Genomic DNA, 17,556 nt, shown 5'->3' on the forward strand with positions numbered 1-17,556 from the left:
CGCCTGCTCCTCCTTCGCGGCAGCCTTCTCCTGCTCGGCCTCCGCCTTCTGCTGTTCCTGCTCCGCCTTCGCGGCCTCCTTCTCCTGTTCCTGCTCCTTCTTCGCCGCAGCCCGGTCCTTCTCCGCGTCGGCCCGCTGCTGAGTCGCCTGCTGGGCCGCCAGAGCGGACTGCTCCTCGGCCTGCTTCTTCGCGTCGGCGCGGTCCTGCTCGTTCTGCTGCTTCGCCGCCTCCTGCTCCTTCTTCGCCTCCGCCTTCTCCTGCTCCTGCTCCTCCTTCGCGGCAGCCTTCTCCTGCTCGGCCTCCGCCTTCTGCTGTTCCTGCTCCGCCTTCGCGGCCTCCTTCTCCTTCGCGGCCTCCGCCTTGGCCGCAGCCCGGTCCTTCTCCGCGTCGGCCCGCTGCTGAGTCGCCTGCTGGGCCGCCAGAGCGGACTGCTCCTCGGCCTGCTTCTTCGCGTCGGCGCGGTCCTGCTCGTTCTGCTGCTTCGCCGCCTCCTGCTCCTTCTTCGCCTCCGCCTTCTCCTGCTCCTGCTCCGCCTTCGCGGCCTCCTTCTCCTTCGCGGCCTCCGCCTTCTGCTGCTCCTGCTCCGCCTTCGCGGCCTCCTTCTCCTTCGCGGCCTCCGCCTTCTGCTGCTCCTGCTCCTCCTTGGCCGCGGCCTTCTCCTTCGCGGCCTCCTCCTTCGCCGCCTCTTTCTCCTTGGCGGCCTCCGCCTTCTCCTTCGCCTGCTCCTCCTTGGCCGCGGCCTTCTCCTTGGCCGCCTCCTCCTTCGCCGCCTCCTTCTCCTTGGCGGCCTCCGCCTTCTCCTGCTCCCTCTCCTTCTTCGCCTCCTCCTTCTCCTTCGCCGCGTCCGCCTTCTCTTTGGCGGTGTCGGCCTTCTCCTTCTTGTTCTCCTCCTTGGTGGCGATGTCGGACAGGGAACGCTTGTCCTTGTCCGTCACGGTGGTGTCGAACGCTGCCGACGCCGTCTGCAATGCATCATTTATCTTCGTGATCGCCTGGGCGCCGGCCACTCCCAGAACCTGCTGGGCGGATTCGGTCCACCGACGGACCGCCTCGTCGCCGATCCTCTTCCAGGTCTCCATGTCGTCGATCACGCCATAGGATGTGCCGCCGATGGAGATGTCGACCTGGAACCCGGCGGCCGCGCGCACAATGGTCCGGTAATGCCGAGGCCCCCCTTCGGTGTCGATCTCCGTGGGGGTGATGTTCTTGTCCAGGACATGCATGCGGGCCTCTTGCAGCATGTCGTACAGCCAGCGATGCGGGGAGCTTTCGGGCTTCCAGGCCCGCCAGGCGGTGTGCAGGTCGTTCGCCGCGTTGTAGAGGAGCGTCTGCGCCTCGGCGAGAGCACGCGCCGGCTTCGACGTGACGGCGTTGTCCTCAAGCATGTTGGACGAGCCGTGGTCGCCGCCGCCGACCTGCTCGGCGTAACCCTTGTAGTTCTGCGCCAGTTTGTGAATGAGTTCCTTGAAGATGCTGGCGCCGGTGCCGGCCCACGACTCGCTGCCGTCTCCGATGTCCTCCTTCTCCCACTGCCCGACGGTGTCGGCGGCGTCCTCGAAGAACTTGACGACACGGTCGAAGGTCTTCGCCGCGTCGTTGAAGGAGCCCAGGTCGACGGCGTCAGCGTCGGCTACGGAAATGCCGTACTTCTCGTAGCCCTGGGTGCTGAAGGGCCAGAGCATCAACTGCCACAGGGCGCTGGAGGAACCGTTCACATACTGCGCGAGGGGCTGCGTGTTCCACTCGACGTATCCTCCTTCCTTGTTCCAGCCGCCCTTGTCCTTGAGGTACTCGCTCGTCCTCTCCGTTCCCTGCAGCACGTCGTCCCCGCTGGGCGGAAGCGCGCTGCCGGAGCGCCCGATGAAGGTGATGTGCACCCGATAGGCGTCGAGCTTGGTGCCGGAGGAGGTCTGATCGTGATGGTCGTAGTTGCGGTAGAACGGGATGGTGTAGTCGGTGCCTTGGGTCTGCCAGCCACCCGACGCGATGAAGCCGGAGACCGGAGCTCGCCCGACGCGGTCCAGTCGCACATGCATCAGCGGAATGCCGTCATTGCCCTTGAGCTGGTCGAACAGCGCACCCCTCTCGGGCAGTATATAACCCGTGAGCATGTCAACTGCCTTTTTCCAGTTGTCATCGTTGTTCCGCTGCGCGTCGACCATGTCAGTACTCCGGGGCGCCTAGCTGCTTTTCGACCCGGCACCGGTGGCCGAGGTCGAGGTCGAGGTCGAATCCTGAGCCGAACCGCTCAGGTCACCCTGCACGGGCTCGAAGATTTCGGTGAATTTCGTGGACGACATCTTGTCCAGGCTCGCCTGTTGGGTCTGCTTCATCTCCGTGATGGTGTCCCGGAGTGCCTGCTCGATGTCCCCGAAAAGGACCTGGTGATCCTTGATCACCTTGCTGATGCTCTCCGCCATCGCCTGGATCGCCTTGTTGAGCGAGGCGCCGGCGACACCGCTGTTGTCACCGGCCATCCGGCCGATGGCCAGTGGCTTGGTCAGTGCCAGGGTGCCCGGGGTCAGCTTCCCCTCGGCGATGTACGTGATCGCGTTTCCGTTCGCGTCATCTTTCATGATCTTCGACAGATCATTGGTGAACTCTTCGATGTGGTTCCTGATGAACTGGTTCAGGAAGTCGACGTCGAGAGTCTCGGTCTTGGCCATGCCATTCCCCATCCAGGCGGGATGCCGCGGCATCCGGTGGTCGGACGACCCGTGTCACCGGCCCGGCCCGGCACGGCCGGGCCGACGACACGGGACGCGGTCAGGTGATCAGGCGCCGATCTTGACGGACTGCCATGCCTCCGACCGGCTGCGCGCCTGGCGCGAGTAGTCCCCGGTGATTTCCTGCAGCAGCAACTGGTACTGACCCAGCAGCTTCGAGATGTTGTCCACAGCCGTGTCCCACGCCTTCTGCACCTCGGTGTAGGCGTCCTTGTCCTCACCGATCCAGCTCTGCTTGAGCTCGCTGAGCTCGTTCTCGAGATGGGCGACGATGTTGGCGATGGCCTGCGACTGCTGAATCATGTCCTGCCCCGCGTTGTCCGCGTGCAGGAAGTCGACATGGATGTAGCCGTCACTGAAGTTGCTCATGTGGTCCTCGTTTTCGCCGAGAGAGTGGCATTTCCGGCGGGCCAGTGGGCGGGGCCCGCGGAGGAAGCAGTGGAGCGGTGGCGGGCCTAGCGGCCGGCCGCGGACCCGCTGAGGACGTCGAACACGGCCGGTCCGCGGGAGGCCTGCTCGCCGATCCTGTCGACCGTCGAACTCTGCAGCAGCTGGTTCGACTTGAGGGTCTCCTCGAGTTCGTCGATCATCTGGTTCATGTTCCTGAGGATGGTGTCGACGTAGCCGTTCCACTGCGACAGCAGCTTCTGGAATTCGCCGCCGTCGACACCCCCGTAGGCGTTGGCGAGAGTGGCCGAGGTGCTCTGCACATCCTGCTGGCACCTGGAAACGCCGGTGTGCGCCATTTGGAGCGCCGTGATTCCGTTGCGCGTCGCCTGCTCTTCTGACTGCTGAATGGCCATGAAAACCTTGCCTTTCGGTGGTGGAAGTCACCGAGCCATGGGGTCTGTGCCCCATGGGCCGACAACACAGCTGCGCCGGCACGTTGGATCACCGGATCATGGGCCTCCGATGCTAAACAGAGATTCCGAACGTTGGCAATTACCCACCTTCACCACCGAACCAATTACCTCCTCGAATAACTCTCAATAGAGCGGCGGCGGACTTTATCGCGGCCGCTCTTCTGAGCACCGCCCCGCCGAGGACCGGACGGATGGGACATTCGCCGCCACCTCCGGTCACCAGCCGTCAGCGCGGCACCACGATGAGTCCGGGAAAGATTTGAGGTTTTCCTGAGGTGGGCGAGAGGCCACACACGGCGGTTCGCCTCAGTTGTCCGTTCCGTTCGCGGGGCAGCGCAGGCTGATCCGTGCCGTCCCGTTCTGCGCCGCGGCCGGGGAGAGGTCCGGTCCGCTGGGCAGCATGGAGAGCAACTGGGCGGGCACCGCGACGCGTTCCGCGTCGCCGTAGCCCAGTGCTTTCAGCGCGTCCTGGGAGGTGACGCGGTACTTCACCCCGTCGTCGGTCACCGCGTACGTGGTGTCACCCAGGACGTCGCCGCCGGCTCCGACCGCGTTGACCAGGGCCCCCTTCCCCGGACGTACCGCCACCGCGTCCACCGTCAGACAGGCGGGCTGGACCTGCGGCGCCGGGTTCTGCACGGGCTCCGGCAGCGCGGTGTCCGGCAGCAGGCGCACGTCCACCGCGAGTTCGCCGTCGGCCGAGACGACACCCGCGCAGGCCACGGAGGTCGCGGGCACGGAGACCAGCCGGGGCGGCGTGGCGGGCAGCGCGGCATCGGTGACCGCGGCGGAGGAGGGCGCCAGGTGCTCGCTCAGGGCGTCGGCTCCCAGGAGGCGTACGGTGACGTCCGCACCCCCGTACGCCTTCACCCGCGTCCGGGGGTCACCCATCAGCAGCAGCGCCTCCGTGTCGCTGACGGGGGCCAGTCCCTCCTTCAGCAACACGTGGTACCGCGGTCCGGAACCGGGCACGGTCACGCGGAAGAGCTGGCCGACCCGGCTGCTCCGGCCCGCGAGTGAGGGACCTCGCGCCCCCTGTCCGGGCACCTCGGGCGCGGCCAGGTCGGGGCCTTGCGGGAAGGCGTCGAGGAAGGCGGCCGAGACGGGGCGGGCGTCGGTACCGCCGTAGCCGAGGGAACCGGCCGCGTTCGCGTCCGCGTCGAGGCGCAGCCGCATGCCCCGCCACACCAGGTACGAAGTCCCGTCCGAGCCCCTGACCAGCACCGCTTCCGAGTTTCCGAGGCCACGGGCGCCCGGCACCTGGTCCGCTGCGTCCGTTCCGATGGCGAGGACCGTGGCGGGCTGTACGACATCGGTGCTGCGGGTGCGCACCGCCGAACAGACCAGCCAGGGGCCGGTGTCCAGGTCCGCCGCGGCGGGCAGGGCCTCGGGGCCGTCCGGGATGCCCAGGGGCGTGCCGTGCGGGGTGCCCTTGAGCGAATCGGTGCGCACCGACTTGACCGTCGGCTCACCGCCCGCGAGCAACTGGGCGGAGGCGTAGTTGCGTACCGGGCGCAGCCGTCCGTCGAGGTAGAGGTAGCGGGCGCCGGTCTGCTTGTCGAGCACCAGGTTCCCCGTGGAGCGCCAGGTGTTGTTCCCGCCCGGTTTGACGAGCCCGAAGACGAAGAAGCCGGCGCAGATCAGCAGGGCGATGAGGACGCCGATCGCGGCACCTCTGTTGGTCCGGCCCAGCGGGCTCTCGGGTTCGTCGGGGTCGCTCCTGAGCATGGCCGAGGCCAGCCTGCCCATGATGAACAGGTGCGCCTGGATCTGGTCACGTTTGCTGTGCATGGTCGCCGTTCTCCGAGATCGGTCAGCCGTTGAGGCCGCGCAGATAGCCGTAGAGCCCCACCGACCAGAGCAGCAGGGGGATCAGGCTGAAGGCGGCAAGGGAGTGCAGCAGTTCGGCCGCCCGCCCCCAGTAGGGCAGCAGCCGGCGGCCGGGCACCGTCCAGGAGGCGACGACCACGACGACGGCCAGGCCCATCAGGCCGGCGATCAGGGCGAGCCGGTCCCCGCCGCCGACCGTCCGGGCGGCGGCGAAGGTCAGCAGGACGGCTCCCCAGGCACCGGCCGTGGTCAGCGAGAGGCGCTGCCAGACGTTGCCGAGCCCCCTGCTGTGCAGGAGCAGCAGCAGGGACAGGGCGATGACGGTGCAGATCTCGGCGGGGTCGGCGGAGACCAGCAGCCCGGTCAGACAGGGCAGGCAGAGAATGCCGATGGCGCCGTAGAACGCGGTCATCCAGCCGTCCGCCAGGGTCGACCGCTCCTCGACCTGGGCGGCCGGGTAGGGGTCGATGCCTTCCTGGAGCTGCTGGACGTTGGTCGGCAGGGGTGGCATGCGCATACCCGCCAGACGGAAGGAGAGCGAGGGGACGAAACCCCCGAAGAGCACGACGACGACCGCGACGACGTTGGACGCCTCCTCGACCTCGAGGCCCGCCAGTACCAGGCCGGCGCCGAGCGCGCCCGCGACGGCCAGGGTGGCCTGGCCCAAGAAGAGCGCCGGGTACATGCCCACCGCGGCCAGGGCGAGCACCGCCGCGCCGCCTCCGCCCGCGCAGGCGGTCAGTAGCCGGGCTCCGAGCACGGCGTGGCCGTCGGCTCCGCCCAGGTCGCCTCCCGGCAGCAGCCATCCGGCCAGGGCGAAGTAGGGTCCGGCCACGAGGCCGAGGAGTGCGCCCGCTCCGGAGTCGCCGACCGCGCGGGTGGCGGACCCGGCGCCCGCGACGAGGAGCATCCCGATGACGGCGGCGGTCAGGGACCTGACCCAGCCGGGCGCTCCGGGCAGGGCCAGGAGGATCAGCCCGACGACGAGGACGGCCACGGCCAGGCCGTGCAGCAGGCGCCTGCTCGCCTCGGCGGACCAGCCGTGGGGGCGCCGCTGCATGCTCGTGGAGATACCGTCGACGAGGTCGTCGAGATGGACCTCGGGCAGCGCCTCGGTGTGCGGCCGCAGGTAAAGCTCCTCACCGTCACGCAGGCCGAGTGAGTTCAAGGTACTCTCGGGGTCGAGCGGTGGGCCGCCGAGGCGCTGCAGTATCCAGCCTCCGTGCTCCAGGCCGGACTCCGCCAGGTCTTCCCCTCCGTAGCCGATCACAGTGGGCAACAGGTCGGCGACGGGGACATCGGAGGGCACCGCCAGGTCAACGGTCCTGGCCGGAGCACGTACGGTGAGGCGGCACAGCGAGGCCGCCTGAGTATCTGTCATGGGTGGTCACGCTCTCTGCAGACCCGGTGCGGGTGTGACGGAAGCTGAATTCGGGCGCGCCGGCCTGGCTGCTGAAGGCAGCGAGAGATATGAGCGGGGCGCGTGTGCCGTGATTTCTACGCCACCACGCGGGAATACGCAACCGCGCTAACCGTCGGGTTCTCCGGAACCACTTTTTGCAACGTACCCCTTTTCATCCCACAGCAATGCCGGGTTCTCCTTTCTCCGGTGGAACTCACCGCACTGCAGTACTTCGTCACATGTTTTCCCGGACTTCTTTGAGGAGGCCATTCCTTGAGCGTGATCCTGTTCCGGAGGCCGGCCCGCCGTCGCGGCCCGGAACTGCCGTCCGGAGAGCTGAGTCTCCAGGAGCCGCCGACACTTCCCGAGGTCGTGCCGGACAGTTCCGCTGTCTGGACGTATCTGCCGATGGCCCTCATGTCGGTGTCGATGATGCTGATGTTCATGCGCCCGGGGATGAGCGGCTCGAGCGGCGGGTTCATGTACGTCGCGCTCGGCATGATGGTGCTGGGATCCGCCGCGATGATGGTGGGTCAGGTGATGCGTCGCAACGCCGAGCGCAAGCAGCGGATGAAGGGCGAGCGCCGCGACTACCTGCGCTACCTCGCCCAGACCCGCCGCAAGGTACGGACCTCGATCGGCGAGCAGCAGCGCGCCCTGGCCTGGCGGCATCCGGAGCCCGGCACGCTGTCGTCCTTCGTGCGCACCACCAGGCTGTGGGAACGGCGGGCGTCCGACGACGACTTCGCCGAGGTGCGCATGGGAGTGGGAGACCAGCGCATCGCGATGCGGCTGGCCCCGCTGGCGACGAAACCCGTGGAGGACCTGGAGCCGCAGTCGGCGCACGCGCTGCGCAGTTTCACCCGGGCCTACTCCACGGTACGCGACCAGCCGGTCGCGATCTATCTGCGGGCCTGGTCGAAGGTGCTGCTGCGCGGCGACGAGGAACGTATCCGGGATCTGGCGCGCGCGCTGCTGGCCCAGCTCGCGGTCTTCCACTCCCCCGACGACCTGTGGATCGCGCTGTGCGTCTCGGACGAGCGGCGGGCCGAGTGGGAGTGGGCCAAGTGGCTGCCGCACAGCCTGCACCGGCACGAGCAGGACGGGGCCGGCCCGGCCCGGCTGGTCACCTCGGCCTTCGGCGAGCTGGAGAACCTGCTGGGTCCGGAGTTCCAGGAGCGTCCCGCGGCCGACCCGGACGCGGTGCCGGGACGGGAAGAGCCCTACATGGTGATCGTCCTGGACGGCTCCACCGTGCCGAGCGGCCACCGCTTCGACGGCCACGGGTACCGCAACGCCGTGGTGCTGGACCTGTCGGGCGCTCTCACCTGGAAGCCGGGGCGGACCACGCTGCGGCTCGAGGTGCTCGACGGCGAGGTCTCGCTGATCCGTACGGACCGGGACCGCAAGGAGCAGACGGCGCTGCTGGGCCGCCCCGACCGGATGGGCCCGGCCGGGGCGAGGGCGCTGGCGCGGCTGCTGGCGCCGTACCGGATGAGCGTGGGAGGGGACGACACCAAGCCGTTGTCCACGGATGTGGAACTGACCGCGCTGCTGAACATCCCGGACCTGTACCGGCACGACCCCGCCACCTTGTGGGAACGCCACACCGGCAGCGCGCGGCTGCGGGTCCCGATCGCGGTGAGCAGCGACGGCAGGCCGCTGGAGCTCGACATCAAGGAGTCGGCGCAGGGCGGTACGGGACCGCACGGCATGCTCATCGGGGCGACCGGTTCCGGCAAGAGCGAGCTGCTGCGGACACTGGTGCTCGGTCTGGCCCTGACCAACTCCTCGGAGACCCTCAATTTCGTCCTGGTCGACTTCAAGGGCGGGGCGACCTTCCTGGGCCTGGACGAGCTTCCGCACACCTCGGCGGTGATCACCAACCTGGCCGACGAGGTGTCCCTGGTCGCCCGGATGCAGGACGCCCTGCACGGCGAGCTGATGCGCCGGCAGGAACTGCTGCGCGCGGCGGGCAACTACACCTCCGCCCTGGAGTACGAGAAGGCGCGTCAGTCGGGTCTGCCGCTGCAGCCGCTGCCCAGTCTCTTCGTCGTCGTGGACGAGTTCAGCGAACTGCTCGCCGCGCACCGCGACTTCATGGAGCTGTTCGTGATGATCGGCCGGCTCGGCCGCAGCCTCGGGGTGCACCTCCTGCTGGCGTCCCAGCGGCTGGACGAGGGGCGGATGCACCAGCTCGAAGGCCATCTGTCGTACCGGATCGGGCTGCGGACGTTCTCCGCGATGGAGAGCCGCGGGGTACTGGGTGTCCCGGACGCCTACGAGCTGCCCTCGCAGCCGGGCAGCGGCTTCCTCAAGAGCGGGGTGGACGCGCTGACCCGGTTCCGGGCGGCGTACGTCTCGGGTCCGTACCAGCAGCGGCACCGCAGTCCGGCGGTACTGGCGCAGGTGGCCCGGCAGGTGGTGCCGTGGACGGCCGACTGGGTGGTGCCGCGGACCCCGGCGGACGGCGCCCCGGCGGACGACGGCGAGGAGACCGCGTCCGGTGCGGACACCGCAGACGACGGCGACACGCTGCTGTCGGTGGCGCTGGACCGGTTGCGCGCCTCGGGTCCGCCGGCCCACCAGGTCTGGCTGCCGCCGCTCGGCCTGCCGCCGACCCTGGACCAGATCCTGCCGCCGGTGGCTCCCGATCCGCGGTTCGGTCTCACGACGACCGACTGGCCGTCGCGCGGCAGGCTGACGGTGCCGGTGGGCATCGTCGACCGGCCGTTCGACCAGCTGCGCGATCTGCTGACCGTGGACCTCTCCGGCGCCGGCGGCCACCTGGCCGTCGGCGGTGGACCGCAGAGCGGCAAGAGCACGCTGCTCAGGACGGTCATCACCGCCCTGGCCCTGACCCACACACCGCGCGAGGTGCAGTTCTACTGCCTGGACTTCGGCGGCGGCACGCTCGTCGGCCTGACCGGGCTGCCGCACCTGAGCGGGGTGGCGACCCGCGTGGACAGCGAACGGGTGGGCCGCACCGTCGCCGAGGTCAACTCGGTGCTGGCCCGGCGGGAGCGGTTCTTCATCGAGCAGGGCATCGACTCGATGGCCACCTATCGCCGGCGCCGTGCCGCGGGCGAGTTCCCCGACGAGCCGCACGGTGACGTCTTCCTGGTCGTCGACGGCTGGTCCACCATGCGGCAGGAGTTCGACCGTCACCTGCCCACCATCTCCGCGCTCGCCTCGCGCGGACTCAACTACGGCGTGCACCTGATGATCGCGACCGCCCGCTGGGTGGAGCTGTCCTCGGCGGTGCGCGACCAGATCGGCACCCGGCTCGAACTGCGCATGGGCGATCCGATGGACTCGCAGATCGACTCCCGCAAGGCGGCGACGGTGCCGCGCAGCCCGGGGCGCGGGCTGACCCCGGACAAGCTGCACTACCTGGCTGCGCTGCCGCGCATCGACGGTGTCGAGGACGCCGAGGACCTGGCGGACGGCGTGGCCGGGCTCGTGGCCTCGATCGCCGAGAGCTGGCCGGGGCCGGTGGCGCCACAGGTGCGCATGCTGCCCGCGACGCTGCCCCTGGCGGAACTGCCGCCGCCGCCCGCGCAGCGGCCGCTGCGGATCGCCGTCGGCCTGGATGAGAACGAACTGGAGCCGGTCTGGCACGACTTCGGTGAGAGCCCGCACATGATCGTGGTCGGCGACGACGAGTGCGGCAAGACCAACCTGCTGCGGGTGGTCGCCAAGGGCATCATGGACCGCTACACCCCGGCCGAAGCCCGGATCATGGTGGTGGACTACCGGCGCGAGCTGGTGGAGGCCGTCCCCGAGGAGTACCGGCTCGGACACGCCGTCTCCGCGGACGTCCTCACGGAACTGATCGACGCGGCGGCCCAGGCGGTGCGCGGCCGGCAGCCGGGCGAGGACATCGCCCCGGCGCGCATGAAGCTCTGTGACTGGTGGACGGGCCCGCGGCTGTTCATCCTGATCGACGACTACGACATGATCGGGTCCGGCCCCATGACGCAGCCGTTCGCTCCGCTGCTCGACCATCTCGTGCTGGGCTGGGAGGTGGGACTGCACATCGTGGCGGCCCGCTCGTCCGCCGGCGCGGGACGCGGTCTGGGCGAGTCGATGCTGCGCAAGCTGCAGGAGCTCAACACGCCCGCGTTGCTGATGTCCTGCCCGCCGAGCGAGGGCTTCCTGTTCGGCAGTGTCAAGGGCCGTGAGCTGATTCCGGGTCGCGCTCTGCGCATCGCCCGCCGCAAGAGCGTCCAGGTGCAGACGCCGCTGCTGGAGGAGTCCCGGTGACGGCACGGCCGGGCCGGGCCCGGATTCGCCGGCCGGACCGGGCCCACCGCCGCGCGGCCGCGCACGGACACCGCGCGAACTGCCGCACCGTGCCCGTGAACCGGCGGCACCGCGGGACCGGCCGCCCCCGGACCGCTCCCCACCACCGCGTGCCCCGCTGCGGTCGCCGCACGGAGACCGGTGGCGGGGCCGCGGGCAGGTCTCACGAGGGGGGCGCGATGCGGCCGGCCGGGCGGGCCGGGGGCAGCCAGCCCCTGGACCGGCCGCGGGGTACGACCACCGCGGCCCAGCCCATCAACAGGACGAAACCGGTCACGGCGCCGGTGAAGGCGAGAGCACGATGACGGGGTCCGCGATCAGCTGCGGCGGGCAGCCGCGCGGACGGGGCCCCGGCGGGCTCCGTCCCGCGGTCGTCCGCGTCCCGCACGAGGGTCAGCGCGGCGGTGGGATCGAGCCGGGGCGTGTCGGCCGGATAGGCGGTCTCCAGCAGCCGGCGGCGGACCTCGGCACCGCTCAGCCCGGGCTGCCGGGCCCGGACCAGCGCGGCGGCGCCGGCCACCTCGGCCGCGGCCAGCGAGGCGCCGGACCCGATGTAGTGGCCCGAGCCGCGCGGGCCGATGCTGACCATGCCGCTGCCCGGTGCCGCCAGGTCCGGTTCCCAGGCGGGCGGGGCGTTGTCCTGCCGGGTGCCGCCGGCGCCGAAGTCGACCACGGCCAGCGCCCCGGGCGCGGCGGCCGGCCAGTAGGGGCCCGTGGGCTGCTCCCCGTCCGGGCCGAGTTCCTCGTCCGGCACCGCGTCGGGGGCCGCGGGCGCGACCACCAGCGCGTCCCGGTCGGCCGCGTGGGCGACGGCGTCGGTCAGCTCCCCCCGGCCCGTGCGCAGGGTGTGGCCCACGTAGATGACCTGGGCCCCGCGGTCGGCGGCCGTGCGGATCGCGTCGGCGACGAGCGCGACGTCCGGCACCCCCCGGTCGTCGGTGCCCCGCAGGGCGAGTACGTCCGCTTCGGGGGCGACGCCGACGACACCGCTGCCCTTGCGTTCGGCGGCGGCGATGAGACCGGCCGCGAAGGTGCCGTGCCCGACGCAGTCGGCGCCCGCTCCGGCGGCCGTCGTCACCCTGCCCGCCAGAGCGGGGGCGTTCGGGGAGACCCCGGTGTCGACCACCGCCACCGTCACCCCGGCACCCCGGGCGACGCGCTGGGCCGCGGACAGACCGAGGACGGTCTGCGACCAGACGGCACCGGTCGCGGTGGTCTTCGACGCGCCGGTGCAGGGCCGTCCGTCGCCCAGACGGACCGGCAGCGGCGGCAGCAGGGTGGTGCCCGGGTCCTGGGTCCGGCCCCCGGCACCCGGTGCCGCCACGGCGGGCACCGCGGTGACCGTCAGCAGCACAGCGGCAGCCACCGCACAGGACTTATAACGGTATGTCATGAAAAAAGCCATGTCGAGGATGATACGCGTGGTGAGCATCCCGTCGGCCGCCAACTTTGCCGTGATACCGGCGAGTTGAGTTCCGCACAGCAGCAGGAGGTCTGAGGCACGTGTCACGGCAACTACTCATGGTCGGCGCACACCGGCCGGACGGACTTCGGACGATCGGTGAGGCCCTGGCGCAGGCCCGCACCGGCGCGGTCATCCGGGTCCACCCCGGCCGGTACGCGGAGAACCTCGTCATCAGGAACCGGGTGACGATCGTCGCCGAGGGGGATCCGGGCGCGGTCGAGATCTGCCCCGGCTCGGGCAGCGCCGTCACGCTGCTGGCGGACGCCGTCATGCTCAGCGGCGTGACGCTGCGCGGCCGCGACAAGGAACTCGCGGTCGTCGACATCCCGACCGGCCAGGTGGCCCTGGACTCCTGCACCATCGTGGGCGCGGGGTGGACGGCGCTGCTGGCCCGCGCGAAGGGTTCGCTGGCCGCGCGCGGCAGCCGGGTGTCCAACCCCGGGGGCGCCGGGTTCGTGGACACCTCCGAGGCGGAGAGCGTCGTGGAGGACTGCGCGTTCGAGAACTTCGGCACATCGGCGGTGGTCATCGGCGAGACCGGCCGGCCGCTGATCCGCGGCTGCCGTGTCCGCGGCGCGCGGGCCAACGGCGTCCTGGCCACCGGAGAGGCCACCGGCACCGTCGAGAACTGCGACATATCAGGTACCGACAAGCCCGGTATCGCCCTGGAGGGCCACAGCTCCACGCGGGTGATCCGGACCACCGTGCACCACACGTCCGTCGGGCTGCTGGTGACCAGCGTGGCCCGCCCCGAGGTGCAGGACTGCACATTCGAGTCGCTCGCGGAGAACGCCGTCGTCGTCACCGGCGGTGCCGACCCGGCACTGCGCCACTGCGTCACCCGGCGCACGAAGCTGAGCGGCCTGCTGGTCATGGACCGCTCCCGGGGCACCTTCGAGAACTGCGAGTTCCTGCGCGCCGAGGGCTCCGCCGTTCGCGTCCTGGAGGGCAGCTCCCCCCTGCTGCGCGAGACGGTGGTGCGCGACTGCTCCGATCCGACCGCGGCCGTCCTGGTCGCGGACGACTCCACCGCCGAGTTCGACCACTTGAGCGTGGAGAAGGCGGCCGCGACGGGCGTCCTCGTCCGCGGCCTCGCCAACCCCCTGCTGCGCCACGCGCGGATCACCGGCTCCGGTGGCCACGGGGTGGAGGTCACCGGCGACGGCCGGGGCCGCCTTGAGCACTGCGAGATCGAGGCGGCGGCCGGAGCCGGCCTGAAGATCGACGACTACGCCGCTCCGGAGATCCACGACACGATGGTGCTCGCCCCCGGGCAGAGCGGCGTACTGGTCGGCGAGCACGGTCAGGCCACCCTGCGGGACTGCGGGATCGAGGGCAGCGCCGACGCGGGCATCAGCGTGGGGCGCGATGCCGAGGTGGCCCTGGACCGGGTCCGGGTGAGCGGGGCGAGGGCCCACGGCATCCAGGTGCTCGCCGGGGGCCGCGGGACGCTCACCGCCTGTGAAGTGACGGGGAGCACCGGGGACGGGGTCCGGGTGGACAGCGCCGAGACCGTCTCCGTCCTGCGCTGCGTGGTGCGCGACAACCGCGGCGCGGGACTGCGGCAGGCGGTGGCGGGTGCCGGGCTCACCGTCGACGCCCTCACCAGCACCGACAACGGCGACCCGGACGCCTGGGGCGAGGACGCCGGTGCGCCGGCCGCATCCGGCGGACCGGGCGCGACCGGGGAACCGGGGACCGACGAGGGGCCGCTGGCGGCACTGCGTTCCCTGATCGGGCTGGAGAACGTCAAACACCAGGTGGAAACGCTGGTCAACCTCAACCAGCTCGCCGAGCGCCGTCGCGGCCTCGGCATGCCCGTCGCCTCGATGAGCCGGCACCTGATCTTCGCCGGACCACCGGGCACCGGCAAGACGACGGTCGCCCGGCTGTACGGCAGCATCCTGGCCGAGCTGGGGGTGCTGCGCTCGGGTCACCTAGTCGAGGTGTCACGCGCCGATCTGGTCGCCCAGGTCATCGGCGGTACGGCCATCAAGACGACCGAGGCGTTCAACCGGGCCCTGGGCGGTGTGCTGTTCATCGACGAGGCCTACACCCTGACACCCGAGGGCGGAGCCTCCAACGACTTCGGCCGCGAGGCCGTCGACACCCTGCTGAAACTGATGGAGGACCACCGCGACGACGTGGTCGTGGTCGCGGCCGGCTACTCCGAGCAGATGGAGCAGTTCCTGTCCGCCAACCCTGGCCTCGCCTCGCGCTTCACCCGCACCATCGGCTTCACCAACTACACGGTGGACGAACTCGTCACCATCACCGAGCACATGTGCGCCCAGCACCGCTACGAACTCGGGCCCCTGACCCGGGAGGCGCTGGTGCTGCGTTTCGAGGGCATGACCCGCGACGCCGCCTTCGGCAACGGCCGTGCGGCCCGCGCGGTCTTCGAAGAGATGGTCGACCGGCAGGCCTTCCGCCTCGCGGCCGCCGCGGACCCCGGCGAGAAGGACCTGGTCCTGCTGCTGCCCGCGGACGTCGGGGACGCCGAGGCGGCCGCCGTCGGGGGCGACGGCTCACCGGACACGGACGACGACGGCGACCCGATGACCGAACTGACGGCCATGGTCGGGCTGGAGTCCGTCAAGCACGAGGTCACCGACCTGGTCAGCCTGCTGTCCAACGCCCGCCAGCGGATCGCGGCCGGACTGCCGAGTCCCCGTATCAGTCACCATCTGGTCTTCACCGGACCCCCTGGCACCGGCAAGACGACCGTCGCCCGGCTGTACGCCAGACTCCTGCATTCCCTGGGCGTGCTGCCCGGATCCAACCTGGTGGAGGTGGCGCGGGCGGACCTCGTGGGCCAGTACATCGGGCACACCGCGCAACGCACCAAGGAGGTGTTCACCAGCGCCCTGGGCGGTGTGCTGTTCATCGACGAGGCCTACACCCTGACACCCGAGGGCGGAGCCTCCAACGACTTCGGCCGCGAAGCCGTCGACACCCTGCTGAAACTGATGGAGGACCACCGCGACGAGATCGTCGTCATCGTGGCGGGCTACACCGAGGAGATGGAGCGGTTCCTCGCCTCCAACCCCGGTCTCTCCTCCCGGTTCTCCAAGTTCGTCACGTTCGAGGACTACACCACTGACGAGCTCGTCACGATCGTCTCCCGCCACGCCGCGGCATCCGGTTACACCTGCGGTACCGACACCCTGGCCGCCCTGCGTGCCCACGTGGACGCGCTGCCCAGGGACCGGTCCTTCGGCAACGCCCGGCTGGCGCGTCAGCTGCTGGAGACGATGATGACCCGGCAGGCCCGGCGGCTCGCCGCGGTCGGCGCACCGAGCATCGACCAGCTGACCGCGCTGCTCCCCGAGGACCTGCCCGCACCCGGCGGTCACCGGGTCCGCCCGCGGCCCGGTCCGGCACCGGAAATCCCGGTCGCGCGGTGAACCGGAGAGTCACCCGGCCCGTTCTGCGCACAGATCGTTTTCCCCGTACCTCGTTTCCCGTCCGTGACAAGGAGCGACACGTTGCCAGCACCGAAGGCGGCGGTGGCCGTACCGGCCGGTTCCCGTGTACCACCATCCGGACCGGTGCCGCACCACGGCTCACCACGACACGACGCGCCCCGTTCGAAAAGGAGGGACGACGGCATGACAGAGGAGGACCAGGACGCGGGGACGGCGCCGCCGCCCGTGAACGTCCTGCTCGCCGCCACCGTCGCCCGGCGGTTCTACCGGGCGCAGCAGTCGAAGGTCGAGATCGCCAAGGACCTGGGCATCAGCCGGTTCAAGGTGGCCCGTCTGCTCGAAGCGGCCGTCGCCCACCAGATCGTCCGCATCGACATCAGTGTCCCGGCGCAGATCGACACGGCCCTCTCCCGGCTGATGCGGGAGCGGTTCGCCCTGCGCCACGCGGTGGTCGTCGACCTGGCGCACGACAGCGGCTGCGCCGAGGGCGTACCTGTCCTGCCGTTGCTCGCGGAGGCGGGCGCCCGGCTGGTCACCGAACTCGCCCGGAAAGGCGATGTGCTCGGCCTGGCATGCGGGCCGGTGACCGACGCGCTCACCGCGGCCGTCGACCGACTGCCCCCCTGCGAGGTGGTGCAACTGGCGGGCACCGCGGCGCCCGACCCGTTCGGCGACGACGCCGTGGAACCGGTGCTCCGACTGGCCGCGGCGGCGGACGGCAGGGCCTTCACCCTGCACACACCCCTGGTACTGCCCAACGCACTGACGGCCGCCATCCTGACCCGTCAGCCGTCGATCGCCGAAACCCTCCGGCAGTTCAGCCGGGTGACCCGGGCCGTGGTGCCGATCGGCGGATGGGAAGCGGGCGGCTCCGGCCTGTACGACGCCTTGACACCCCGCGAACGGGCGGTGTACCACTCCCGCGGCGCCCGCGCGGAGGTATGCGGCCTGATATTCGACGAGGACGGCCGTACGGTCCCCACGGACCTGGGTGACCGCATGATGTGCATCGACACCGCGACCCTGCGCGCGGTTCCGGAGCTGATAGGCGTCATCGGCGGCCCGGGCGCGCAGACGGCGCTGCGGGCGGCCCTGCGGTCGAACTGCCTGAGCGGGGTCGTCACCGACGCGGACACGGCCGTACAGGTCATGCGCCCGTCGGCCGTCCGCCGCCCGGACGGCACCGCGCCGAAGACGGAGACTCGGCCCGCCGATCACTGATGGCCTGTCAGGAGTACGCCGCGAAAGCCGCGTCGTACACCGGTCGAGCACTCCGCCGGGCTCGTTGTCGCCCCCTCGTCGCACGCGGAGCGGACATGGCCGCTAAGCTGGTTCGGCAGGATCACGCGGTCCTGGGCCGGGGACGGAACGTCGCCCGGCTCGGCAGCGGTCCGCCCCCGGACGGCACTCCGGGGGCGGAGCGGCACCGGACCCGCGTTCCCGCTCTTCTCCCGTGGGCGCCGGTCCGGCCCCGCCCGCCCGGTCGCGCCACGGTGACTTCCTCCCCCACGGCCGTCGTGGCCCCGTACGGTCCCG

Annotated in this window: 10 protein-coding genes; 3 read left to right on the top strand and 7 right to left on the bottom strand. The window is 70.8% G+C overall.

Going from position 1 to position 17,556, the window contains the following annotated elements:
• From AB0A94_RS02860 to eccD, 6 genes are all read right to left on the bottom strand, one after another.
• The coding region (locus AB0A94_RS02860) for an AAWKG family protein (RefSeq protein WP_361737822.1) at window positions 1–2,163 on the bottom strand (2,163 nt) is incomplete at its 3' end.
• Window positions 2,164–2,181: 18 nt separating this feature from the next.
• Complete coding sequence (locus AB0A94_RS02865) at window positions 2,182–2,667, bottom strand: type VII secretion system-associated protein (RefSeq protein WP_361737825.1); 486 nt, start codon at window positions 2,665–2,667, stop codon at window positions 2,182–2,184.
• 108 nt (window positions 2,668–2,775) lie between these two features.
• Entirely contained in the window at window positions 2,776–3,096 is a 321-nt protein-coding gene (locus AB0A94_RS02870) for a WXG100 family type VII secretion target (RefSeq protein WP_361737828.1), read from the bottom strand.
• Between the two features lie 86 nt (window positions 3,097–3,182).
• Window positions 3,183–3,437 (bottom strand): hypothetical protein, encoded by a 255-nt coding sequence (locus tag AB0A94_RS02875; RefSeq protein WP_361737831.1) that lies wholly within the window; start codon window positions 3,435–3,437, stop codon window positions 3,183–3,185.
• Window positions 3,438–3,896: 459 nt separating this feature from the next.
• Window positions 3,897–5,381 (bottom strand): type VII secretion protein EccB, encoded by a 1,485-nt coding sequence (eccB, locus tag AB0A94_RS02880; RefSeq protein WP_361737834.1) that lies wholly within the window; start codon window positions 5,379–5,381, stop codon window positions 3,897–3,899.
• Window positions 5,382–5,403: 22 nt separating this feature from the next.
• Window positions 5,404–6,801, bottom strand: a complete 1,398-nt coding sequence (gene eccD / locus AB0A94_RS02885; protein WP_361737837.1) for a type VII secretion integral membrane protein EccD — start codon at window positions 6,799–6,801, stop codon at window positions 5,404–5,406.
• 294 nt (window positions 6,802–7,095) lie between these two features.
• Here eccD and eccCa point away from each other — a divergent pair, with 294 nt between their 5' ends.
• Complete coding sequence (eccCa, locus tag AB0A94_RS02890; protein WP_361737840.1) at window positions 7,096–11,088, top strand: type VII secretion protein EccCa; 3,993 nt, start codon at window positions 7,096–7,098, stop codon at window positions 11,086–11,088.
• A gap of 202 nt (window positions 11,089–11,290) precedes the next feature.
• On the opposite strand, the gene AB0A94_RS02895 is transcribed toward eccCa, so the two are convergent.
• Entirely contained in the window at window positions 11,291–12,493 is a 1,203-nt protein-coding gene (locus AB0A94_RS02895) for a S8 family serine peptidase (protein ID WP_361737843.1), read from the bottom strand.
• A gap of 137 nt (window positions 12,494–12,630) precedes the next feature.
• Between AB0A94_RS02895 and AB0A94_RS02900 the strand changes: the two genes are divergently transcribed.
• The gene (locus AB0A94_RS02900; RefSeq protein WP_361737846.1) at window positions 12,631–15,999 is read left to right on the top strand and encodes a right-handed parallel beta-helix repeat-containing protein; all 3,369 of its coding nucleotides are present in this window, start codon (window positions 12,631–12,633) and stop codon (window positions 15,997–15,999) included.
• A gap of 204 nt (window positions 16,000–16,203) precedes the next feature.
• Window positions 16,204–17,241 carry a sugar-binding domain-containing protein gene (locus AB0A94_RS02905; protein WP_361737849.1) on the top strand — a complete coding sequence of 346 codons (1,038 nt, stop codon included), beginning with the start codon at window positions 16,204–16,206 and terminating at the stop codon, window positions 17,239–17,241.
• The last annotated feature ends 315 nt before the right edge of the window (window positions 17,242–17,556 follow it).

Origin of the sequence: Streptomyces sp. NPDC044984 (assembly GCF_040646935.1) — a bacterium.
Taxonomy (GTDB): Bacteria; Actinomycetota; Actinomycetes; order Streptomycetales; family Streptomycetaceae; genus Streptomyces.

What these genes read in the sequence shown, in the direction of transcription:
- AB0A94_RS02865 (WP_361737825.1), bottom strand. Translation starts at nt 2,667, where the DNA reads ATGGCCAAGACCGAGACTCTCGACGTCGACTTCCTGAACCAGTTCATC.
- AB0A94_RS02870 (WP_361737828.1), bottom strand. Translation starts at nt 3,096, where the DNA reads ATGAGCAACTTCAGTGACGGCTACATCCATGTCGACTTCCTGCACGCG.
- eccB (WP_361737834.1), bottom strand. Translation starts at nt 5,381, where the DNA reads ATGCACAGCAAACGTGACCAGATCCAGGCGCACCTGTTCATCATGGGC.
- eccD (WP_361737837.1), bottom strand. Translation starts at nt 6,801, where the DNA reads ATGACAGATACTCAGGCGGCCTCGCTGTGCCGCCTCACCGTACGTGCT.
- AB0A94_RS02905 (WP_361737849.1), top strand. Translation starts at nt 16,204, where the DNA reads ATGACAGAGGAGGACCAGGACGCGGGGACGGCGCCGCCGCCCGTGAAC.